Annotated in this window: 14 protein-coding genes; 6 read left to right on the top strand and 8 right to left on the bottom strand. The window is 59.5% G+C overall.

Annotated elements, in window-relative coordinates; genetic code table 11:
• The first annotated feature begins 63 nt into the window (after positions 1–63).
• Positions 64–1,482, top strand: a complete 1,419-nt coding sequence (locus JNN07_25315; protein ID MBL9171077.1) for an IS1380 family transposase — start codon at positions 64–66, stop codon at positions 1,480–1,482.
• Positions 1,483–2,196: 714 nt separating this feature from the next.
• Here the strand turns inward: JNN07_25315 and JNN07_25310 are convergent.
• The 3 genes from JNN07_25310 to JNN07_25300 form a co-directional block, all read right to left on the bottom strand.
• Entirely contained in the window at positions 2,197–3,651 is a 1,455-nt protein-coding gene (locus JNN07_25310) for an alpha/beta fold hydrolase (GenBank protein MBL9171076.1), read from the bottom strand.
• A 166-nt stretch (positions 3,652–3,817) separates the two neighbouring features.
• The gene (locus JNN07_25305; GenBank protein ID MBL9171075.1) at positions 3,818–4,390 is read right to left on the bottom strand and encodes a sigma-70 family RNA polymerase sigma factor; all 573 of its coding nucleotides are present in this window, start codon (positions 4,388–4,390) and stop codon (positions 3,818–3,820) included.
• Positions 4,391–4,407: 17 nt separating this feature from the next.
• On the bottom strand, positions 4,408–7,809 hold the full coding sequence (locus JNN07_25300) for a protein kinase (protein MBL9171074.1): 3,402 nt from the start codon (positions 7,807–7,809) through the stop codon (positions 4,408–4,410).
• A 249-nt stretch (positions 7,810–8,058) separates the two neighbouring features.
• Here JNN07_25300 and pdxH point away from each other — a divergent pair, with 249 nt between their 5' ends.
• Positions 8,059–8,700 (top strand): pyridoxamine 5'-phosphate oxidase, encoded by a 642-nt coding sequence (gene pdxH, locus JNN07_25295; GenBank protein ID MBL9171073.1) that lies wholly within the window; start codon positions 8,059–8,061, stop codon positions 8,698–8,700.
• 50 nt (positions 8,701–8,750) lie between these two features.
• Here pdxH and JNN07_25290 read toward each other — a convergent pair whose 3' ends face one another.
• Positions 8,751–9,026 (bottom strand): hypothetical protein, encoded by a 276-nt coding sequence (locus JNN07_25290; GenBank protein ID MBL9171072.1) that lies wholly within the window; start codon positions 9,024–9,026, stop codon positions 8,751–8,753.
• Between the two features lie 1,085 nt (positions 9,027–10,111).
• Here JNN07_25290 and JNN07_25285 point away from each other — a divergent pair.
• Entirely contained in the window at positions 10,112–10,849 is a 738-nt protein-coding gene (locus tag JNN07_25285; GenBank protein MBL9171071.1) for an isoprenyl transferase, read from the top strand.
• A gap of 166 nt (positions 10,850–11,015) precedes the next feature.
• Here JNN07_25285 and JNN07_25280 read toward each other — a convergent pair whose 3' ends face one another.
• On the bottom strand, positions 11,016–11,300 hold the full coding sequence (locus JNN07_25280; protein MBL9171070.1) for a hypothetical protein: 285 nt from the start codon (positions 11,298–11,300) through the stop codon (positions 11,016–11,018).
• 14 nt (positions 11,301–11,314) lie between these two features.
• Positions 11,315–12,274: a DMT family transporter gene (locus tag JNN07_25275; GenBank protein MBL9171069.1), complete on the bottom strand. Its 960-nt coding sequence runs from the start codon at positions 12,272–12,274 to the stop codon at positions 11,315–11,317.
• A 136-nt stretch (positions 12,275–12,410) separates the two neighbouring features.
• Between JNN07_25275 and JNN07_25270 the strand changes: the two genes are divergently transcribed.
• Together JNN07_25270 and frr are read left to right on the top strand one after the other, a co-directional pair.
• Positions 12,411–13,340, top strand: a complete 930-nt coding sequence (locus JNN07_25270) for a TlpA family protein disulfide reductase (GenBank protein MBL9171068.1) — start codon at positions 12,411–12,413, stop codon at positions 13,338–13,340.
• Positions 13,341–13,653: 313 nt separating this feature from the next.
• Positions 13,654–14,214, top strand: coding sequence for a ribosome recycling factor (frr, locus tag JNN07_25265; protein MBL9171067.1), 561 nt, complete (start codon positions 13,654–13,656; stop codon positions 14,212–14,214).
• 323 nt (positions 14,215–14,537) lie between these two features.
• Here frr and JNN07_25260 read toward each other — a convergent pair whose 3' ends face one another.
• A complete protein-coding gene (locus tag JNN07_25260; GenBank protein MBL9171066.1) occupies positions 14,538–14,849 on the bottom strand; it encodes a septum formation initiator family protein in 312 nt (103 codons plus the stop codon).
• 99 nt (positions 14,850–14,948) lie between these two features.
• Here JNN07_25260 and JNN07_25255 point away from each other — a divergent pair, with 99 nt between their 5' ends.
• Entirely contained in the window at positions 14,949–15,563 is a 615-nt protein-coding gene (locus JNN07_25255; GenBank protein MBL9171065.1) for a hypothetical protein, read from the top strand.
• 171 nt (positions 15,564–15,734) lie between these two features.
• Here JNN07_25255 and murQ read toward each other — a convergent pair whose 3' ends face one another.
• Positions 15,735–17,642 (bottom strand): N-acetylmuramic acid 6-phosphate etherase, encoded by a 1,908-nt coding sequence (gene murQ / locus JNN07_25250; protein ID MBL9171064.1) that lies wholly within the window; start codon positions 17,640–17,642, stop codon positions 15,735–15,737.
• Positions 17,643–17,806 lie beyond the last annotated feature (164 nt).

Below are 17,806 nucleotides of genomic sequence, written 5' to 3'. Positions count from 1 at the left end.
AACCCGAACTCCGAAGTGGAAAGAGGGTGGTATTGGTGGAAGGGGTTGATGCAATAAGGGTTGATGCAAAGCAAACCTACCGCTCTCCCTCACCAAACCACCCCGACGGAAATTAACGCGCTCTTTGGCAGAGCCAAGCTCGTTTTGGACGAGACGCCGAAGGCGATAACGCCGTTCGGCGGCTTGGCGAGTCTGATCGCCTTCCTAGGTCGGATCGGATTCGTAGAACAACTCGAATCGGCGATGCCCTTCGCGGCCGCCACCTCCAACAACGCCATCCCCCTAACTCACACGTTCACCGCGTTTCTCATGACGGTGGTAACCGGAGGGCGTCGTTTTGCCCACGCCCAATGGCTGCGGGCCGATCACGCCCTTCATGCCCTCCTTGGGATGGACCGGTTCCCCGGCGATGACACGATCCGCAACTTTTTCCTGCGCTTTAGCCAGTCTCACGTGCAGGCCTTCTACCGACCCTTGTGGAAGTGGACATTGGAGCAGGTGAACATGCCTGCGCGTGGCTTCCATCTGGATCTGGACTCCACTGTCCTCCAACGCTCGGGCAAGCAGGAAGGAGCTGTGAAAGGCTACAACCCGCTGCGGCGCGGACGGGGCAGCCATCATCCTTTGCTGGCGGTGCTGGCCGAAGCCCCCTTCATCCTCCATGGGTGGTTGCGAAGCGGAAACACGGTGGCGGCAGGTGGGGCGGTGGAGTTTCTCAAGGAGGCTCTGGCTTTGCTTCCCGAGTGGATAAAGATCTGGTGTATCAGGGGCGACAGCGGGTTCTTTGAGAAGGATCTCATCGAGTTCCTGGAGGAGCACAAGATGCCCTATATCGTGGTGGCACGGATAAGCCTTCGGACCCGGCAGGGATGTAACGCGGTAAAAGAGTGGAAACAGATCGATGAGAACTTCTCGGTGGCCGAGTTCCAAGCAAAGTTGATGGGATGGAGCAAGACCCTGCGCTTTGTGGTGATCAGGGAGCGGCTACGAGAGAGGAAGGAGACGTCCGGACGCAAACTCTTTGAGATGCCGGGCTATACTTTCCGGGTGTTGGCAACCAATCGAACCGAGGATCCCATGGAGGTGTGGCGGGCTTACAACGGAAGGGGCTGTGTGGAGCAGCGGATCGAGGAACTCAAAGGGGAGTTGGCGGTTCAGGGGTTCTGCCTGAAGCCCTTCTGGGCAACGGAGGCCGCGTTCCTCTCGGTGCTGCTGACCTTCAACCTGCTGAGCTTGTTTCAGCAGGTTACCCGCCCTGGGCAGGCGTATATGCAACCCGCAACCCTGCGCACAGCGGTGTTCCTGGCGGGGGCGGTGCTGGGTTGGGCGGGGCGGGAGGTGGTGGTCAGACTTTCAGCGGCGTGGGGGGGACTCCGGAAGCACAAGCCACTAGTGGAATCAGCTTTGCGATGGCAAAAGCCTACCTCGCCGAAGTTGGATCCCCCCGACGCTTTACTCGCTATCGGGGGATGCACCATCTAGCGATTTTATCCTCTACTTCGGAGTTCGGGTTTAATCACACCCGGGGGCCCCGAAGCAGGGGAACGGATGCCTCACACGAAGCCACAAAGCCACAAAGCTTTTCGGAGGGAAGGGAGACAGACGGTGTTGCCCACGGACCACGCAGACCACACGGAGGAAGACTCGGTTCAGACGGGAAAGGGAACTGGTTTTGCTGGTTCTTCCCTTTTGGCCCGGCCCGGTGCTGCGCGGTTCTGGATCTTCGTGGCTTGGTGTGAATCCTCCGGACACGCTGCGCTCGGGGGGGGATTGTCCGACACGGACAACTCTACAAATTGTAGTGTGGGCCGTGTCGGCCCATCGGGGGGGGCTCGGAGGGAACAGCTGATGTTTTGAAACGCGAAGGACGCAAAGGACGCGATGTCTGCAGGGGGAAAGATCCTGATGTTCTCACACTAAGCCACGAAGCCACAAAGTTCGGGTCTGTTGGAAACTCGTTGGATGCGCAGAAAAGGTGAGCTCAGGTCTTCTCCTTTCTCGGTCATACAATACATTGCGTCCTTTGCGTCCATGGCGGTTCAATGTTCGGTTCCTCGGAGTGGCTGAGGGTGTGCCTGTGGTGAATGCGTCGTCGGAGGGTATGAGGTGGCGTGAAGGAACAGCGGTGTCGTGCCGCCGCGGTCCATAGGGCGGGCATCCATTCCGGGAGTTGGCCAACTGAAACGCGCGCGTTGGTCATGGGAAGGTGGCGAACCAGGTGAATACTTCACGTACACTTGGCACATAGGAGTCCTCATGACTCAGTTTCGCCGGGGCTCCGGGATCCACCAAACTCACACAGCACGCGCCCCGATTGATGAAGCTATCGTAAGCAATCTGCGCATTTGCAAACGGGGCGATGGTATCACCTCGACTATGGATCAGCCTCACCGGGGCCTTGGGGGTCCAATCGTAGTTGTTGTTCTCGAGCATTGCCTGTCGTAGCGGGTTGTTCGGGTTGGTTCGGAAATCCGACTGATAATCCGATCGTAGAATGGCGACCGGATCGGATGGCAGCACGGCCGTGATCTCGGTTTCGTTGTGGTTCCCATCCAGCAACGGCGGCAATAGCCGCCGATACGGTTCGGCCAGGAGTTCTTCGAGGGTGTCCGCCAGTTGATAGATCGGAAGATAGGCCGCCAGGATCATGGCGAATGGATAGGATATCGGATAGTCCGGTTTCGAGAGGAGGGCTTCTGTGGTGACTCCGCCGAGATCGTAGGTCCCGGCGCACGGGGCGGAGGCGGTCACAGCGAATTCGTCAGCATGGGAGGCCTCGAGTTCGCGATGCGTCGCCATGGTGACGTGGCCTCCCTGGGAAAACCCGGCGAGGAAAAGCTTTCCATTCAACGTCACCTTGTTGCTGGCACAGAGAGATTTGCCAGCGCGTAGGGCGTCGATCACACAGGTTGCTTCGCTTCGGGAATAGAGATAGGACTGGTAGCTAGGCGAATCTCCCAGACCGAGATAGTCCGGCACCACTACGGCATAGCCCTGGGTGGCCAGCAAAACTGCCAGATTGTCTCCCGATCCGGGTTGCGAAGGCGCATCGCTTTTCATCGCGATCGTTCCATGCTGCACACTTGCCAAAGGCAACGGGCCGTTGGTTCCCTGGGGAAGAATCAACAGCGCGGACGCCGTGATGGGCAGGCCGAACGGATCAATGGTTTCATAGGTAAACTTGCGGGCGACGGTGGCAAATTTCGGTAGAGCGAAGCCTTTAAATCCCCACAGTTCGAACGCGTTATCCAGAGTGGCCAAGCTGTTCTCGGCTTTCACGAGGTTGCTGAGGAGTTTACCGCGATTGGCCGGTGTAACGGTTTGGGCGTTGACCCGATAGTAGCGGGTTGCTGGAAGGTTGCGGGTGGCGTCTCCCCAATGCGTATGCGGCCAGGGCCAGCGATACCTCGTTGGCGCCGTGCGCCAAGCCCCGCTGGAGACCGAATCGCGAATTTGAACGGTATAGGCCTGGTTGGGTGTCGGATCGGTCCACGTCACGCGAACTCGGTTGGTGGATCGATCGACGGACTGCATGACCACTGGGGTTTGGGCGTTTATCAGCGGGCCAAACAAGGAGAGGGTCAGGCCGATCAGAAGACCGATCGTCGGCCTTAGTTGGTGAGTCGAACGGTCGTTGTTTCGTGTGTTCATGTTTGGGTAGATCCTGAAGCGACGGAATTGCGCTTCTCCTTTACATGCGAAATTGTGTCCGGAGAACGATCATCCTGATAACGGCAGTTGTGACCACGGATTGCTCGGATAACTCGGATGGAACAAGAAAGGCCTCAACCGTATCCGGGCCGGCCAATGGGGCGGGCTAGCCTTTTCCAGAGGCCCGGCTCTCTTGGATCGCCTGATAGAGCCAGGTCTTGGCGTAGGTCCACCAGCGGACGGCGGTTGGCTCGGAGATCCCGAGCACTCGCCCGGCCTCTATAAGGCCCATGCCCCCGTAGTAACGAAGTTTCACCAACTCCGCTTTCTGAGGAGCATGCCGGGCGAACTCGTCGAGCACGTCGTTGACGGCTAAGAGTTCCTCATCCTTCACTGGGGCGACAATCTCCAGTTCATCGACATGGACGCGCTCCTGTCCGCCGCCATGTCGCCGCGCCTGTTTGCGTCGTGCACGGTCGATGAGAATCCGGCGCATGGCCTCTGCAGCGGCGCAAAAGAAATGGGTCCGGTTTTCCCAGGTGGTCTGATCATCCCCACCCAGCCGCAGCCAGGCTTCATGAACGAGCGCGGTGGGCTGCAGGGTTTGCGTTCCGGACTCGCGGGCCATCTTGCTGGCGGCGAGTCGACGGAGTTCATCATAGACCAGCGGCATGAGACGGTTGGCGGCGCTAGCGCCGTCTCCCGTGTCAGCTTGAAGAATCTCCGTTAATTTGCTCATATGCACAGCGCCGTAGCCTAGAACCGATCTGGCCTTACGTAGTCGGGGTCGGGACCGCGGTACGGGGGAGCCTCGGCGGAAGGGGCCACTTTCAGCCAATCAAACTGAAGCTTCCCGATCGCGGGCGCGTGAAAAACCGACGCACCTGCCTCATGGACAGCCAGGAGTCTCTCGCCATCCCGAGCAAATGCCAGCTTGAGTCCATGTTCTTGAAACGAGAGAACCACTTGGCTCGTGGCGGTATCGAAGAGTTTACCCTCGCCTTCGGAGCCGGCGGCGAGCCGTGTGCCATCCGGAGAGAAAGAGAGGGAGGTGTACCGCGTCACCGCGCGTGGCAACACCCGGCGCTGGTGAGTCGAAAGGTCCCACACAAACGCTCCTCCATCGGGCGTAGCGGCGGCAAACCAGCGGTTGTCAGGCGAGAACGCGCATTCTCTGCTTCTCTGGTGAGCGGCAATGCCTTGCCACATCGGAGGGCCCTTCATCGACGGGATCTCCCAAACGCCCATGTCTCCCGGCCCCGTGAATCCAGCAAGCCAGTGTCCATCGTCGGAAAGCTTAATGGTATGAACGTTCTCGGCATGCCGCAGTTCGGCGATCTGCTCCATCTGCGGCAAGCGCCAGATGCGGATTCGGCCTTCCGGCATTGCTGAGTCAGCCAGAGCTTTGCTTGCCAGCGTCGACCCGTCCATGGAAACGTCGAGGAGATATATCTCGGCGGCGTGTGCGTTGCTCAGCACGGACTCAGCTCCCGTTGGCGAACTCAGGAATCGGAGGTTGCCGTCAAAGCCGCCGAGCACGATTCCCCGGCCACCGCCCAGAACTACTCCACTGCTTGGCTCCCCACCGGGAAGCGGGACACTAAAGATACGTTTGAGGGGTTGGGTGCTCCATAGCTCCGCCGACCACGACGTCACATTGTTGGAGGACCCGGACTTGAGTATCCGGCCAAAGCCACTGCCGTCGGCCGCCAACTCGAAGAAGGATGCGGCAGTCAAGCTGATCTGCTCACTTTGGATGGGAGCCTGACTGAGTGGCCAGAGTTTGACCTCTCCGCTGCGGGTGCCGGTGGCCAGCCAATGTCCGTCGGGTGAAAAATCCAGAGAAGTGATCGAATCGGTATGACCTCGCAGCCTTCGCTCGTTGCGCCAGGTCGTCGTATCCCAGAGACGCACCGTCGAGTCGCCGCCGACAGCGGCTAGCCACTTTCTGTCTGGCGAGAAGGCAACGCGCTCCACGAAGTTGGGATGCTCCAGCACTGCGATCCGGGTCCGATCGTCGGCGTTCCAGATCTGTATCCCCTGTTTACCGTCAGGGCTGGCCAGCCATCGTCCATCGCGGGATCGGGTGAGCGCCCAGAGCCCCTCCGCAGCGTCCAGGGCGGCGATCACACCGAGGTTCCGGTGCGTGGCACGCTCCCAGAAGGCGATATGGCCTCTCCGGTCGGCGATCACGAGCCGTTCACCGTCCGGAGAGAAAAGAGCGCGAACGGGAGCGCCCTGCTCCGTGGTAAAACGTTCTTTCGGAGTCTTCCCATCCAAATCCACCAGCACCACCTCGTTGCCTGACGCAATGGCGAGCGTCTGTTCGTCGGGGGACACGTCCAAGGACTCGATTCCGCTTTCAAGGTCGAGGACATGGCCATTCGGCTCGCGCATCGTCGCTTCGGTACCCTGCTCCAGATTCACCTCTAGGATTTTCGAAGCATAACGCCATCCTACACGATAAAACATCCGGTTCCGCTTGGGTGACACGGCCATGACCGGGGAAACCCCTCCAGCCCCGTGGAGGTTCGTGATTACCATGGAGGGCCGACGCGTGTCTAAACTCCACAGTATGGTCCGCCAGTCGGCCTGGCCGGCGGTGAGCAGGGTGGTCGCATTGACAAACCGAAGGCTCCAAATCGGGCTTACATGCCCGGTCAGAGAGTGGTGAGGATCCCCTTCACAAGCATCGGCCAGGTAACGCCACTCCCAGTTTCGCAGATCGGCTTGCTTCCCGCTGGGCAGGTGACGGCGCAGAAGGTTGCGCGCGGCCCCCAGATCATTCTCCGCAAGCGATCGATTGGCCAGATCCATATCCGCCACGTACGCTGTAAGCCGGGTTTGCTGCTCCGCGCGCCGGGCACGGGCTGCCTCCCGGCTAGTAAGCAGGATGCCGATTGCCAGCGCGATTAAGACCGCCAGCGCCGCCCCAAAACCAAACCGGTGCCGGCGGACCGACTTTTGGAATTCGTAAAGCCGGCTGGGGGGACGGGCTAGGATCGGTTCATTCTGGAGATGTCGGTAGAGGTCCGTCGCGAGGGCATCCGCCGTTTCGTAGCGTCGACGACGATCCTTCTCCAGACATTTCATCACGATCCAATCCAGGTCAGTTGAAAGTGACGAGTGATGAGTGATGAGTGGGGACTGGGGCCCGCGCCGCAGGCGCTGGGTAAGTCGCGTGTTGGGGGTGGGAGGCTCGACCTCTCGGATCACCCGTCGCAGTTCGTCAAAGCCGGCTTTCAACAGCTCTTTGGTGTCGAAGGGAGTCGTGCCGGTGAGCAGTTCGTAGAGTAAAACTCCGAGCGAGTAGATGTCGCTGCGCGTGTCGATATCGAGCGTGGTCATCATCGCCTGCTCCGGGCTCATGTAGGCCGGGGTCCCGAGAAACTCCTCCAGGGCAGTGAAGAGCGTTTGATCGGTAAGGCGGCCTTGGGTTGCCTTGGCGATGCCGAAATCGATGATGACCGGAACACCCGGAGCCCCCGGATTGTGAATGGTGACGAGGATGTTGGAAGGCTTGAGATCGCGATGGATGATTCCCTTTTGATGGGCGTGCTGAACCGCCTGACAGACCTGGATGAACAGCGCCAGGCGCTCCGCGAGCGAGAGCTTGTTCTCTTCGCAGAAGGTGGTGATCCGGGTTCCGCGAACCAGTTCCATGACGAAGTAAGGCCGGCCCGTCTTGGTCGCCCCCGCGTCCAAAACCTTGGCGATGTTGGGGTGGTCCATGAGCGCCAATGCCTGGCGTTCCGCCTCAAAGCGGGCGATGACGCTTTTGGTGTCCATGCCCGGTTTCAAAACCTTCACGGCCACGCGTCGTCGGACGGGCTGCTCCTGCTCCGCCAGGTACACCACGCCGCAGCCTCCCTCCCCAATTTTTTGCAGCAGTTTGTAGTGGCCGATGCGGGTGCCGGGAACCTCTTCCGGGCCTGCTTGGACCCCCTTTACATCGAGGGGGTTAAGCTCGCCTGGGCGCAGAGGAGACTCCATGAAATCGGCGAGCTGCAGCTGGGCCTGCAGAAGGGCTTCCAGTCGTTGGCGTAGTTCGGGTTGTCCAGCGCAGGCCCTGTCCAAAAATGCCGCCCGCTCGTCAGGTGCGCATTGAAGCGCTGCTGAGAAGATCGTTTCTTCGCTTTTTGCGTCGTTGTCTGTCACGGCTGTAACAGTTGGTTTCTCCCCTTATATGCGAAAAACCCCGACCGAAACAATCATCCTCGATCAGCCGGAAAATCACCCACTGCGCTCGCGATTGGCGTGGTGAAGGACTCCTAGGAGCCCGGCGTCGCGACGATATGGGGTAGGGAGAGACTCCGTCGAGCCCTGATCGGCCCTAGGGCATCGAATTGCCCCTTGGCTGCGCTATTGCAGTGCCGCTCTGTTCTCTGTTTCATACCTCCCATGGCTATGGACCTGACGCACGTTCGAAAAGATTATGCCGACCGAGGAATGGATCGGGGAGACCTACTCGATGATCCATTCCACCAATTCGAGAAATGGTACCAGGATGCCTGCGATAATCAACTCCTGGAACCCAATGCCATGTCGCTGGCTACCTGCACCGTCGCAGCCCGGCCCTCCTTGCGAACGGTGTTGTTGAAGTTCTTCGATCAGCGCGGGTTCGTGTTTTTTACCAACTTGGAAAGCCGCAAAGCATCCGAGCTGAAGGAGAATCCTCGGGTCTCAGCTCTGTTTCCCTGGATTGCGCTGGAGCGTCAGGTGATCATCTGTGGAACCGTGACGCCGGTCTCCACCGCGGAGTCCCTGGCCTACTTCATGAAACGGCCATTTGGCAGTCAGACCGCGGCCTGGGCATCTCCGCAGAGTCAGGTGCTCACCTCGCGTCAAATGCTGGAGATGAAGTGGGAGGAAATGAAGCGGAAGTATCGCGAAGGGGAAGTTCCATTGCCTTCATTCTGGGGCGGGTTTCGAATTGTGCCTGAGGAAGTGGAGTTTTGGCAGGGCCGCACCAGTCGGCTACACGATCGGTTTCGCTATCGGCGCAGCACTCCCGACGGCGCTTGGGTGGTGGAGCGATTGGCGCCCTAGCACCAGCCACCCCGACTCCGAGTCGGGGTGAGGAAACCCAGTCTGAGTGGTCAGAATGGGCCCACGCGCCACACTCCAGCCGTCAGAATTCCTGCAACAATCCCACCGAAGATCAGCACTCCCAGACAACCTTTCTTGTCTGCTGCCGTGAATCGCTCTGGGTATTGCGCTCTCAGTTCCGATTCCAGCTTATCCACGGCGGACTTGGCTTCCGCCAGCCCACACTTCATATGCTCCCGAAACAGCTTGATGGCCTCGATTTTCTCGCCTCGGAAGAGCAATTCCTTGATCTGAGCGAGCGGGTCTGGGGTGGGTGGAGTGCTCATGAGCAGAAGGGCTAAGCTGAATTCGGAATCTACGCAATGCCAAAACTGGAGATTGTACACCTCGGAACGGCGTATCCCCCGTAAGGAGTTCCGCTTTCAAGCGGAGGTGGCTGCGAGTGGGAGGCAGGCCGGAGGTTTCAATGGGTACATCCTTGTAAACCACCCACATCATTAGAAATGCCGAACAGTTCCCCCACTGAAGTGGGAACTCCGTACGCCGGAGGGGCCGCTCCCTGTACGGAGTTCCGCTTTTAAGCGGAGGTGGCTGCGAATGGGAGAGAGGTTGGAGGTTTCGACAGGTACACCCTCGTAAACCACTCGGATCATTAGAAACGCCGGACGGTTCCCCTGCTAAAGCAGGAACTCCATACGCCGGAGAGTCCACTCCCCGTAAGGAGTTCCGCTTTTAAGCGGAGGTGGCTGCGAATGGGAGAGAGGTTGGAGGTTTCGACGGACACACCCACATAAGCCAATCACATCATTAGAAATGCCGAACAGTTCCCCCACTGAAGTGGGAACTCCGTACGCCGGAGGGGCCGCTCCCCGTATGGAGTTCCGCTTTTAAGCGGAGGTGGCTGCGAATGGGAAAGAAGCTGTAGGTTTCAACGGACACACCCACATAAGCCACTCAGCTCAGTAGAAACGCCGGACGGTTCCCCAACTGAAGTGGGAACTCCGTACGCCGGAGAGTCCACTCCCCGTATGGAGTTCCGCTTTTAACCCAATCCATGCAGTCGTTCAGCACGCGTTTGCTTGATCTTTTTGCGAAATCCTTCGTTGTTCGTCGCTTACGTATTTCGCTCAATACGCTCGCTTCTCACGCCTCGGTTTTCGCAAAAACCTGCTGCGCAACCGCATGCCGCCCTACTGCATGGATTGGGTTTTAAGCGGAGGTGGCTGCGAATGGGAGGCAGGCTGTAGGTTTCAACGGACACACCCGCATAAGCGACTCACCTCAGTAGAAACGCCGGACGGTTCCCCCACTGAAGTGGGAACTCCGTACGCCGGAGGAGTCGCTCGGATCTGAACGCCCATGCTCAATAATTGTCGATTTATGACGATGGTCCGTACTAACTTACATCGACATGAGCGCACCAACTCCCGTTCTTAGCCCTCAGGCCCTGGCAGTTCTACCGCGTCACGTCGCCGTCATCATGGACGGCAACGGACGTTGGGCGAAGGCTCGTAACTTGCCGCGGGTTGAGGGACATCGGCAGGGAGCGGAGTCGGTTCGCGCCATCGTCAAGGTGGCCGGCGAGATTGGGATCAAGTACCTGACCCTCTACGCCTTCTCGGTCGAGAACTGGAATCGCCCCAAGGACGAGGTGGACATGCTCATGAAGTATCTCGCTCGTTACCTCAAGAATGAGGCGGCAGAGTTGCATCGCAGCAACGTGAGGCTCGAAATCATCGGCCAGATCTATCGGCTTCCGGAGGCCGTTCAAGAGCAGCTCAAGAAGACCATTGCGATGCTGTCCCGTAACAACGGGCTGACCCTGGTTCTCGCGCTGAGCTATAGCGGCCGATCCGAGATCGTCAACGCGGTGCGCAGCATCGCGGCGCAGGTGAAGCAGGGTCGGATGGATCCCGAGGAGATCACCGAGCAGACGGTTTCCCAACACCTTTACACCTCCAACATCCCTGATCCTGATCTGCTGGTGCGAACCAGCGGGGAGATGCGGGTGAGCAATTTCCTGCTGTGGCAGATTTCGTATTCGGAGTTCGTGGTGACTCCCACGCTCTGGCCCGATTTCCGAAAAGCTGAATTTTTTGCCGCTCTCGAAGCATATGCGAAGCGGCATCGCCGCTTCGGCACGGTGTGAGCGGAGTCACGGCCCACAGAGCACGCGGACCACACGGAGGAGCAAACCTCTCTGCTGAAGAGGTAGTCATCTTCCCGGTTCTACCCTAGGGTCTTCTCCGCGTGGTCCGCGTGCTACTGGGCCATATCTCAGGTGCCCGTCCCCTTTCGCCATCCCCCGCGCCTGATCAGTTTCGCCGGTTGGCCCGCCACCATCGCGTCAGCCACAGGACATGGAGCCCAAGCAAGAGGATCGCGACCCATTCTTCGATCCGAATGCCGGCCAGTCCGGCCGCAATCCCTTGCTCAAACTTCCAAGTCGGTAGACCGATGCCCAGCAGCCAGGCCGCGCCTAGACTGGGAAAACACCAGACCACGCTGAGCACTCGGTAGCGCACCGCTGGTGGTGTGATGATCGTAGGCTCTTCGAACTCGGTTTCGGAGGGCGGTTCCGGTGGTGAAGGATGGTCCATCGTAGGGGCCGGTCTCAACCGGGGGAGGCTCCGTGGGTGATCCGAGTCAGGGCCGCCACCCCGCCGACCGCGATGATTCCGCCAATCACTTCGCGGGCGGTGGTTCTCTCTCCTTCCAGCCAATGGGCGAACGGGATGATGACCAGAGGTGTCAGTGCCACGATGGGGAGCACCACGCCGGTCCGTTCGGTGGCCAGCGCCCACTGGTAGCAGCTGACTCCGATCACCGGACCGGCCAGGGTATTGGCGAGGACCCACAGACGGATTCGAGCCCGGCTCGGCGGGGCCTGCTGAAGCGACCTGGCAGAGTTGGTCTCGGAGGGCGAGGGCTCTGGAGCGGAGGTGGCGCGCCGGCGCTGCATTTGATAGATGGCGAACACTCCCAAGGAGATCAGCACGCCCCCCCAGGCTCGCTGGTAGGCGGCATCGATGCCATTGAGCGGATGACCGGCGAGGGAGGCGACTTGGCTGGCTTTGCGGCTGAGCACCGCTCCGAAGGATTGTCCTAGCATGGCCAGCAGGCCGAAGAAGATTCCGAGTCCATAACCCGACGACCGTGGGGTCGATCCTGGAGTCGGGGCAACCGCGAAGGCGACTCCCAGCAGCGAGATGATGATGCAAAGGATCTGGGTGGCGCTGAGCGTGGATCCCAGCCAAAAGTATTCGGTGACGGCGGCCGTCGGGGTGGCAAGGCAATGGACCAACAGAATGCAGAGTCGGGAGCCAATTCGGGGCAACGCCTGGAACATGGCCACATCGCCAATCCCGAAACCCAGGATGCCGCTCACAAACAGCCAGGGCAGGGCAGGGCCCTGGAATCCGACCCCGAAGAGATGCGACCACAGCCCCAGAAAGAGCGTCGCCAGCATCATGCGCCAAAAGTTGGCGGTAATTCCCCCCAAGGCCCGTGCCGTTCGCTGGGCGAATAGCGCGGAAAGGGAGAATAGGACGGTCGTTAAGAATGCCGGTAACATCGCGCCGAGTTGTTAGCGGTCCTCGACCCAGCTGTCACGTGAGAACGGAGTCTCGACGCTTCCGGATGGACGTTCTTCGGAGTTGGCTCCACATTGACCGGACGATGCCGCCCGTCATGGGTAGCTGGTTAACTTTATGAATGCACATTTTTTTCGAGGTCTCGTCCTGGCGATTGTTGGTCTGACGGGCGGAGTCGTCTCCGCCGCTGAGCTGGGCATGGTCGCCCCGCCTCTCAAGATTCAGGAGTGGGTCAAAGGAAAGCCGGTGCAGGTCGGCACGCCCGGCGACACGAACATCTATGTGGTGGAGTTCTGGGCCACCTGGTGCGGGCCTTGCCGAGTGACGATCCCGCATCTGACCACCCTTCAAAAGCAATTTGCCTCACGTGGTGTTATCGTCGTAGGGGTTAGCGATGAAGAGGTCGACACGGTGAAGCCCTTCGTCAAGGACATGGGCAGCAAAATGGATTACACCATTGCCGTCGATAAGGATCAGGCTACCACTCAGAGCTACCTGGTCGCCTTTGGAGCTCAGGGGATTCCTCATGCCTTTGTCGTCGGGCGGGATGGCCGGATTCTTTGGGAAGGTCATCCCATGATGGCGCTCGATAAAGTCCTCGAGGAGATCCTGGCCGGAACCTATGACCTCAAGCGGGCTAAGGTGTCCGGTCAATTCATGCGGGACGCACAGCAGTACCATCGCATCGTGGCAACCGTGGGATCCACGCCGGAGGCGGTTCGCCTCGGCAATAAAATCCTGTCGGAAACGAAGGATCACCCCTCCTTGCTCCAGAGTTTTGCCACGATGATTTTGACCGATGCACGCATTCGGAATCGCGACCTGAAGCTCGCGCTGGATGCTGCCCAAGCGGCCTCGCTGGCGGCCACCAACCTCGAGCCCGCCTACCTTCAAACTTACGCCCGAGCCCTGTTCGACAATGGCAAATCCCAAGAGGCCATCGAGATTCAAAGGAAGGCCATCTCACTGACGCAGAATCCAGAGGACAAAAAGTTCCTAGAGAGCGGCCTGCAGGACTATCAAAAGCGGAACGCGGCGGATAAGTAGTGGGGTGATTTGAAGTGGGTGAGGTCAGTGGATCTCGACTTCGTCGAGGGGACAAAAGCGGCAGAGGGCTGCACGACGAAAGAACTATAAGCTTGGTCGGATCGATTCTCGATCAACTCCAAAGTGGGCCGAAATCGGCGCGAAGCGACCTGGAGTGCTGTAGCCCCCTACAGCTTTTCAGGATCCGACGGAGTCGGGATTCTCTGCAGGTGCGGGTGCGCCCTCACCCAGAAACGACCACACCCCACCGCCGCAGCCTTCTCCTCTCTCTAGGCTATACACCCTAAAAACTCTCTGCTAGGTTCCGAACGTTATGCCCATCGATGATATTTTGTTGGAAGCGGAAGATAAGATGATGAAGACCGAGGAGGTCGTGCAGAAGGAATTTGCCGGCGTCCGCACCGGAAAGGCTTCTCCTGGTCTGGTCGAGAACGTGCCGGTCGAGGTGTATGGCTCGCAAATGCGAATCAGGGAACTGGCGAGCATTTCCACGCCCGAATCACGGGTGATTATGATCCAGCCCTGGGACGCCACCACCTTGCACCCCATCGAGAAGGCCATTTCCAAGGCTAATCTGGGTTTGAATCCTTCCGTGGACGGAAAAGTGATTCGGATCGTTCTGCCGGAGTTAAGCACGGAACGTCGCCAGGAGTTTGTCAAAATCGTGCGCAAAATGACCGAGGAGGGCCGGGTAGCGGTTCGCCATGTGCGCCGGGATGCCCTGGAAGCTCTCAAGAAGGAAGGTAAGGCGGGCGGCGTCACCGAGGATCAGGTGGAGGGTGCGGAAAAGGAAGTGCAGAAGTTGACCGATCAGTACACGGCCAAACTAGAGGCGCACCTTGCTCAGAAGGAGAAGGAGATCATGACCGTCTAGCAGGCCGTCGGACTTAGAATGTCACCTCCCCAAGGTCCCCGGCGCGGCTATCGACTGTTTCCAGGGTTTTCTGGCAATCGGCCTGCTAGAACAAAAATCCGGCGGCCGGATTTTTTGGGGATTCCATCTGAGGGATCACTATCGGTCTGTTTTGCCTTCCCTCATCCCACTCCGCTCCCTCTTCGAAGAAGCCCTCGAGCATAGCCTCTTTTTCCGCCGGAATAAGATCTAGCAGCCTGTCGCGACGTTTCCTAAGAGATAACTCAGCACAATCGGGGTTAACAGCCGGACTCGCGTCCGGTGTGGAAAAGTGCGACAGGCTGCTAGCGGGTCTGCGTCTTGGGCGCATCGAACACGAAGATCGTCTCGTTGGTGCGGGCATAGACCAGGCGTTCTCGGGCGAGCCGCTCCACCGTTCGGGGGTCACTCAGGATGGCATCTGTGTGGGCTTTAAGGGTTTTTTTCAACCGTTCCTCGGCCCGGATCTCATTTTCAAGCACCAGAATATCCCGTCGCATCCGCTGGTTTTGCTGGATCAGGGGCAGATACCAGAAAAAAATCATGACACCTGCGGCGACGAAGAGCAGGAACAAAACAAACTTCGTCAGCACGTCCCAGATGTTGGTGACTTTCATTCGGGATAGTAAAACATGGAAGCAAGCCAGCTGAAAAGAGGGATTTGTTTTTCAATTTGCCTTTCATCCTTGGCGATTTGAGCCGATAAACCCGCCGGGATGATCAATGCGATTTTATTACTGCTGGTTCCGGGGCCGACCTGGAAGCGGCTTTCTTCCGCCGACCGCCACCCGGCGCTGGTGTTGCTGCTCTCCCTGGCTCCGATGCTGTTGGCCACCTGCGCCCTCGAGGTTTGGGCGCTTTCAACCTACGGCACCTATGTTGCCAGCCTAGGAAGAAGCCAAACCATACCGCCCACGGTGGCCTTGCGCTACGGAACGACCCATTTCGTCCTGGCCTTCGCCAGCTGCTTCCTGGCCTCGATGTTTGTGGCCAACATCACCCGCGGCATCAGCATTCGAACCACGTTCCGCCAGATTTTTTGCACCCTGACCTACGCCATGTGCCCGGTTTTGTTGGTCCAGATGGCCGATAGCTGGGATTTCCTGAACACTTGGGTGGTGTGCGCCCTGGCTATTCTGGTGGTCTTTATGGTGCTCTACAGCGGTGTTCCTCAGATGATTAAGCCCGATCCCGCCAAGGCCTTCGGTCTCTACTTGGCCGCCTCGGTTATCCTCGGTGTCTGCATCGGCGTGACCCATCTGTTCTCTCAGCTCGTCCTGAACGAAACCCTGTTCAAAGGCGGTTTCGGGCTGGGCGTCTTGGGTTACTAGGAGCAAACACCGCCTGCACAAGAGCCTTGGCCATTGTGAGGTGCGGAAATGGGAGCGGCGCTTGTGCAGGCGGTGTTTGCTCCTAGAAGGCACTGCGTGCGAGGGGGAGACATCTGATTCCCGTCTTCATCCGTGTCATTCGTGAAATCCGTGGTTAATCCATTCTCGGGTTTAGGCTAAGGTCCGATTGCCACCGAGCGAGATCCAGGCTTCTTTGACCCGCCAGCCGGACCGCTCGAGAGCTGCTTGGGCGACCCTTTCGTCCACTCCGGTCAACTCCCGAATGATCCCAATAGCCCGACCCCGAAGTTTCGTGTTCGAGGGATTGAGGTCGATCATCAGGTTGCTCACGACCTTGCCCAGTTTGACCATGCTCAGGGTGGTGAAGAGATTGAGGATCAGCTTGGTGGCGGTTCCGGCTTTAAGCCGAGTGGAGCCGGTCAACAGTTCTGGCCCTAGGTCGACCGCGATAACCCGGTCTGGCCGATGGCCTGGTCGGAACTTGAGATGCGGGTTGAACGCCACCAGGACGGTTTTCGCCCCCCGCTTCCGCGCCTCCGCGAGCGCACCCCACACGAAGGGGGTCCGACCGCTGGCCGCGATGCCGACAACGACGTCTTGGCGGCTCACTCCGCGGTAGTGCATCGCGCGAGCGCCGGCCTCTGGGTCATCTTCCGCGCCTTCAATCGAGGAATGCAGGGCTTGAACTCCGCCTGCCATGACCCCCTGCACCAGGTCGGGAGAGGTTCGAAAGGTAGGCGGGCATTCGCTGGCATCGAGCACTCCCAAACGTCCGCTGGTTCCCGCCCCCACATAGAAGAGGCGGCCGCCGCCCTGGAAGGCTTTTATAATCAAACGAATGGTCCGTTCGATCTCCCGACGGTGTTTACCAATGCGGCGAGCTATCCGGCCATCCTCGCTCAGGAACAGGTCGATGGCTGTATCCAAGGGCAGGCGATCGAGATTCTGAGTCTGCGGATTGCGTCTTTCAGTGGGGGAAATGGCGGTCGCTAGAGGGATGATGCTAGGCGGGGCTGCAAGTGGTTTCTGGCCGCGAGGCGGGGACTTGCGGGTTGAAGGTCGCGCCGTCGCGGTCGGAACCGGTGGCTCTGTGGGCGCGGCTTTGGCCAGGCGCAAGGCTCCCGTGACGCTTTCCTCCCGCAGGGGGCTAACGACGGCTGCCTTCCAGCCTTCCTGGATTCGTTTACGGACGTCGGCCGCAAAAGCGGGTTGTTTGAGCAGGACGCTGCCAGCGAGCACGAATTGGACAACCTGAGAGGGGCGGGCCACTTTGGAGGCGCAGAGCAGCGCATCCTTGGCTAGGCTCGCCGCGGCCCCTTCCAGCACATCCTTCGCAATCCGGTCCCCTCCTTTGGCCGCCTCGAAGACCTGCATGGCCAGCGCTGCGATTTGGTCCTTGCCGGCGTCTCTGACCCAATCGATCAGATCCTCCGGTCCGTTCAGCGCCAAAGCTCTCAGGATGCGTTTGCCCAGCAGCGACCACTCTTGATCGCGATCCAGATAGTAAACGACGGCCTTGAGGGCGCGGAGGCCTATCTCATAGGCGCTGCCCTTGTCTCCCAGAATGTGACCCCAGCCCCCGATCTTTAGCATCGGCCCCCCGGGCTTTCGGGCCACGCAGCAGGATCCGGTGCCGCTGAGGATCAAGACTTGGGGGGGAGACTTTGATTCGACGCTGGGACCCAGCGTCGGGGCGGCGGCGAGGGCGGTTTCGAGATCATTGCAGGCAGTGCAGGGCACGTTGGGCCAGACGATCGCCGCCAGGCGGCGGATTCGGTCGAAGTCAGCCGGGGTGCGGGCGCCCGCGATGCCAATCGCGAGGGCCTTCGGAGCAGGCAGCGAATTCCCGGCGGATCGAAACACGTGGAGCAGCTGGGCATCGGAGCTGAGTTTCAAATTGGCGGCTCCCCCCTTCCAGCTGCGGCGTTCACCCGTATCGGCGCACTCCGCCAGCGCGGTGGATTTGGTGCCGCCGCATTCGATGCCGATCCAGTGTCGGCCGCCCTTCGATGTCGCTGCTATCGCCATGTCCCGCGATCCTTCGTCATGAGGGCGCATTTTTCAAAGCTGAAATCGTCCAGTTGATAGGGGTAGGAATGCGGGATTGACCGCACCCCTCCCTCCAAACCGGACTGGCGGATTTCCCGCATCCGGCTTACCAGTCAGTAGGGTCCACAGTGGGGCTGAAGCCTATTGAGTCGGGTATCCTGCCAAACTGAATA

This window comes from Verrucomicrobiales bacterium (assembly GCA_016793885.1).
Lineage (GTDB): Bacteria > Verrucomicrobiota > Verrucomicrobiia > Limisphaerales > UBA11320 > UBA11320.
The sequence above is the reverse complement of the archived record's forward strand: the minus strand, read 5'-3'. Positions and strand labels throughout refer to the sequence as shown.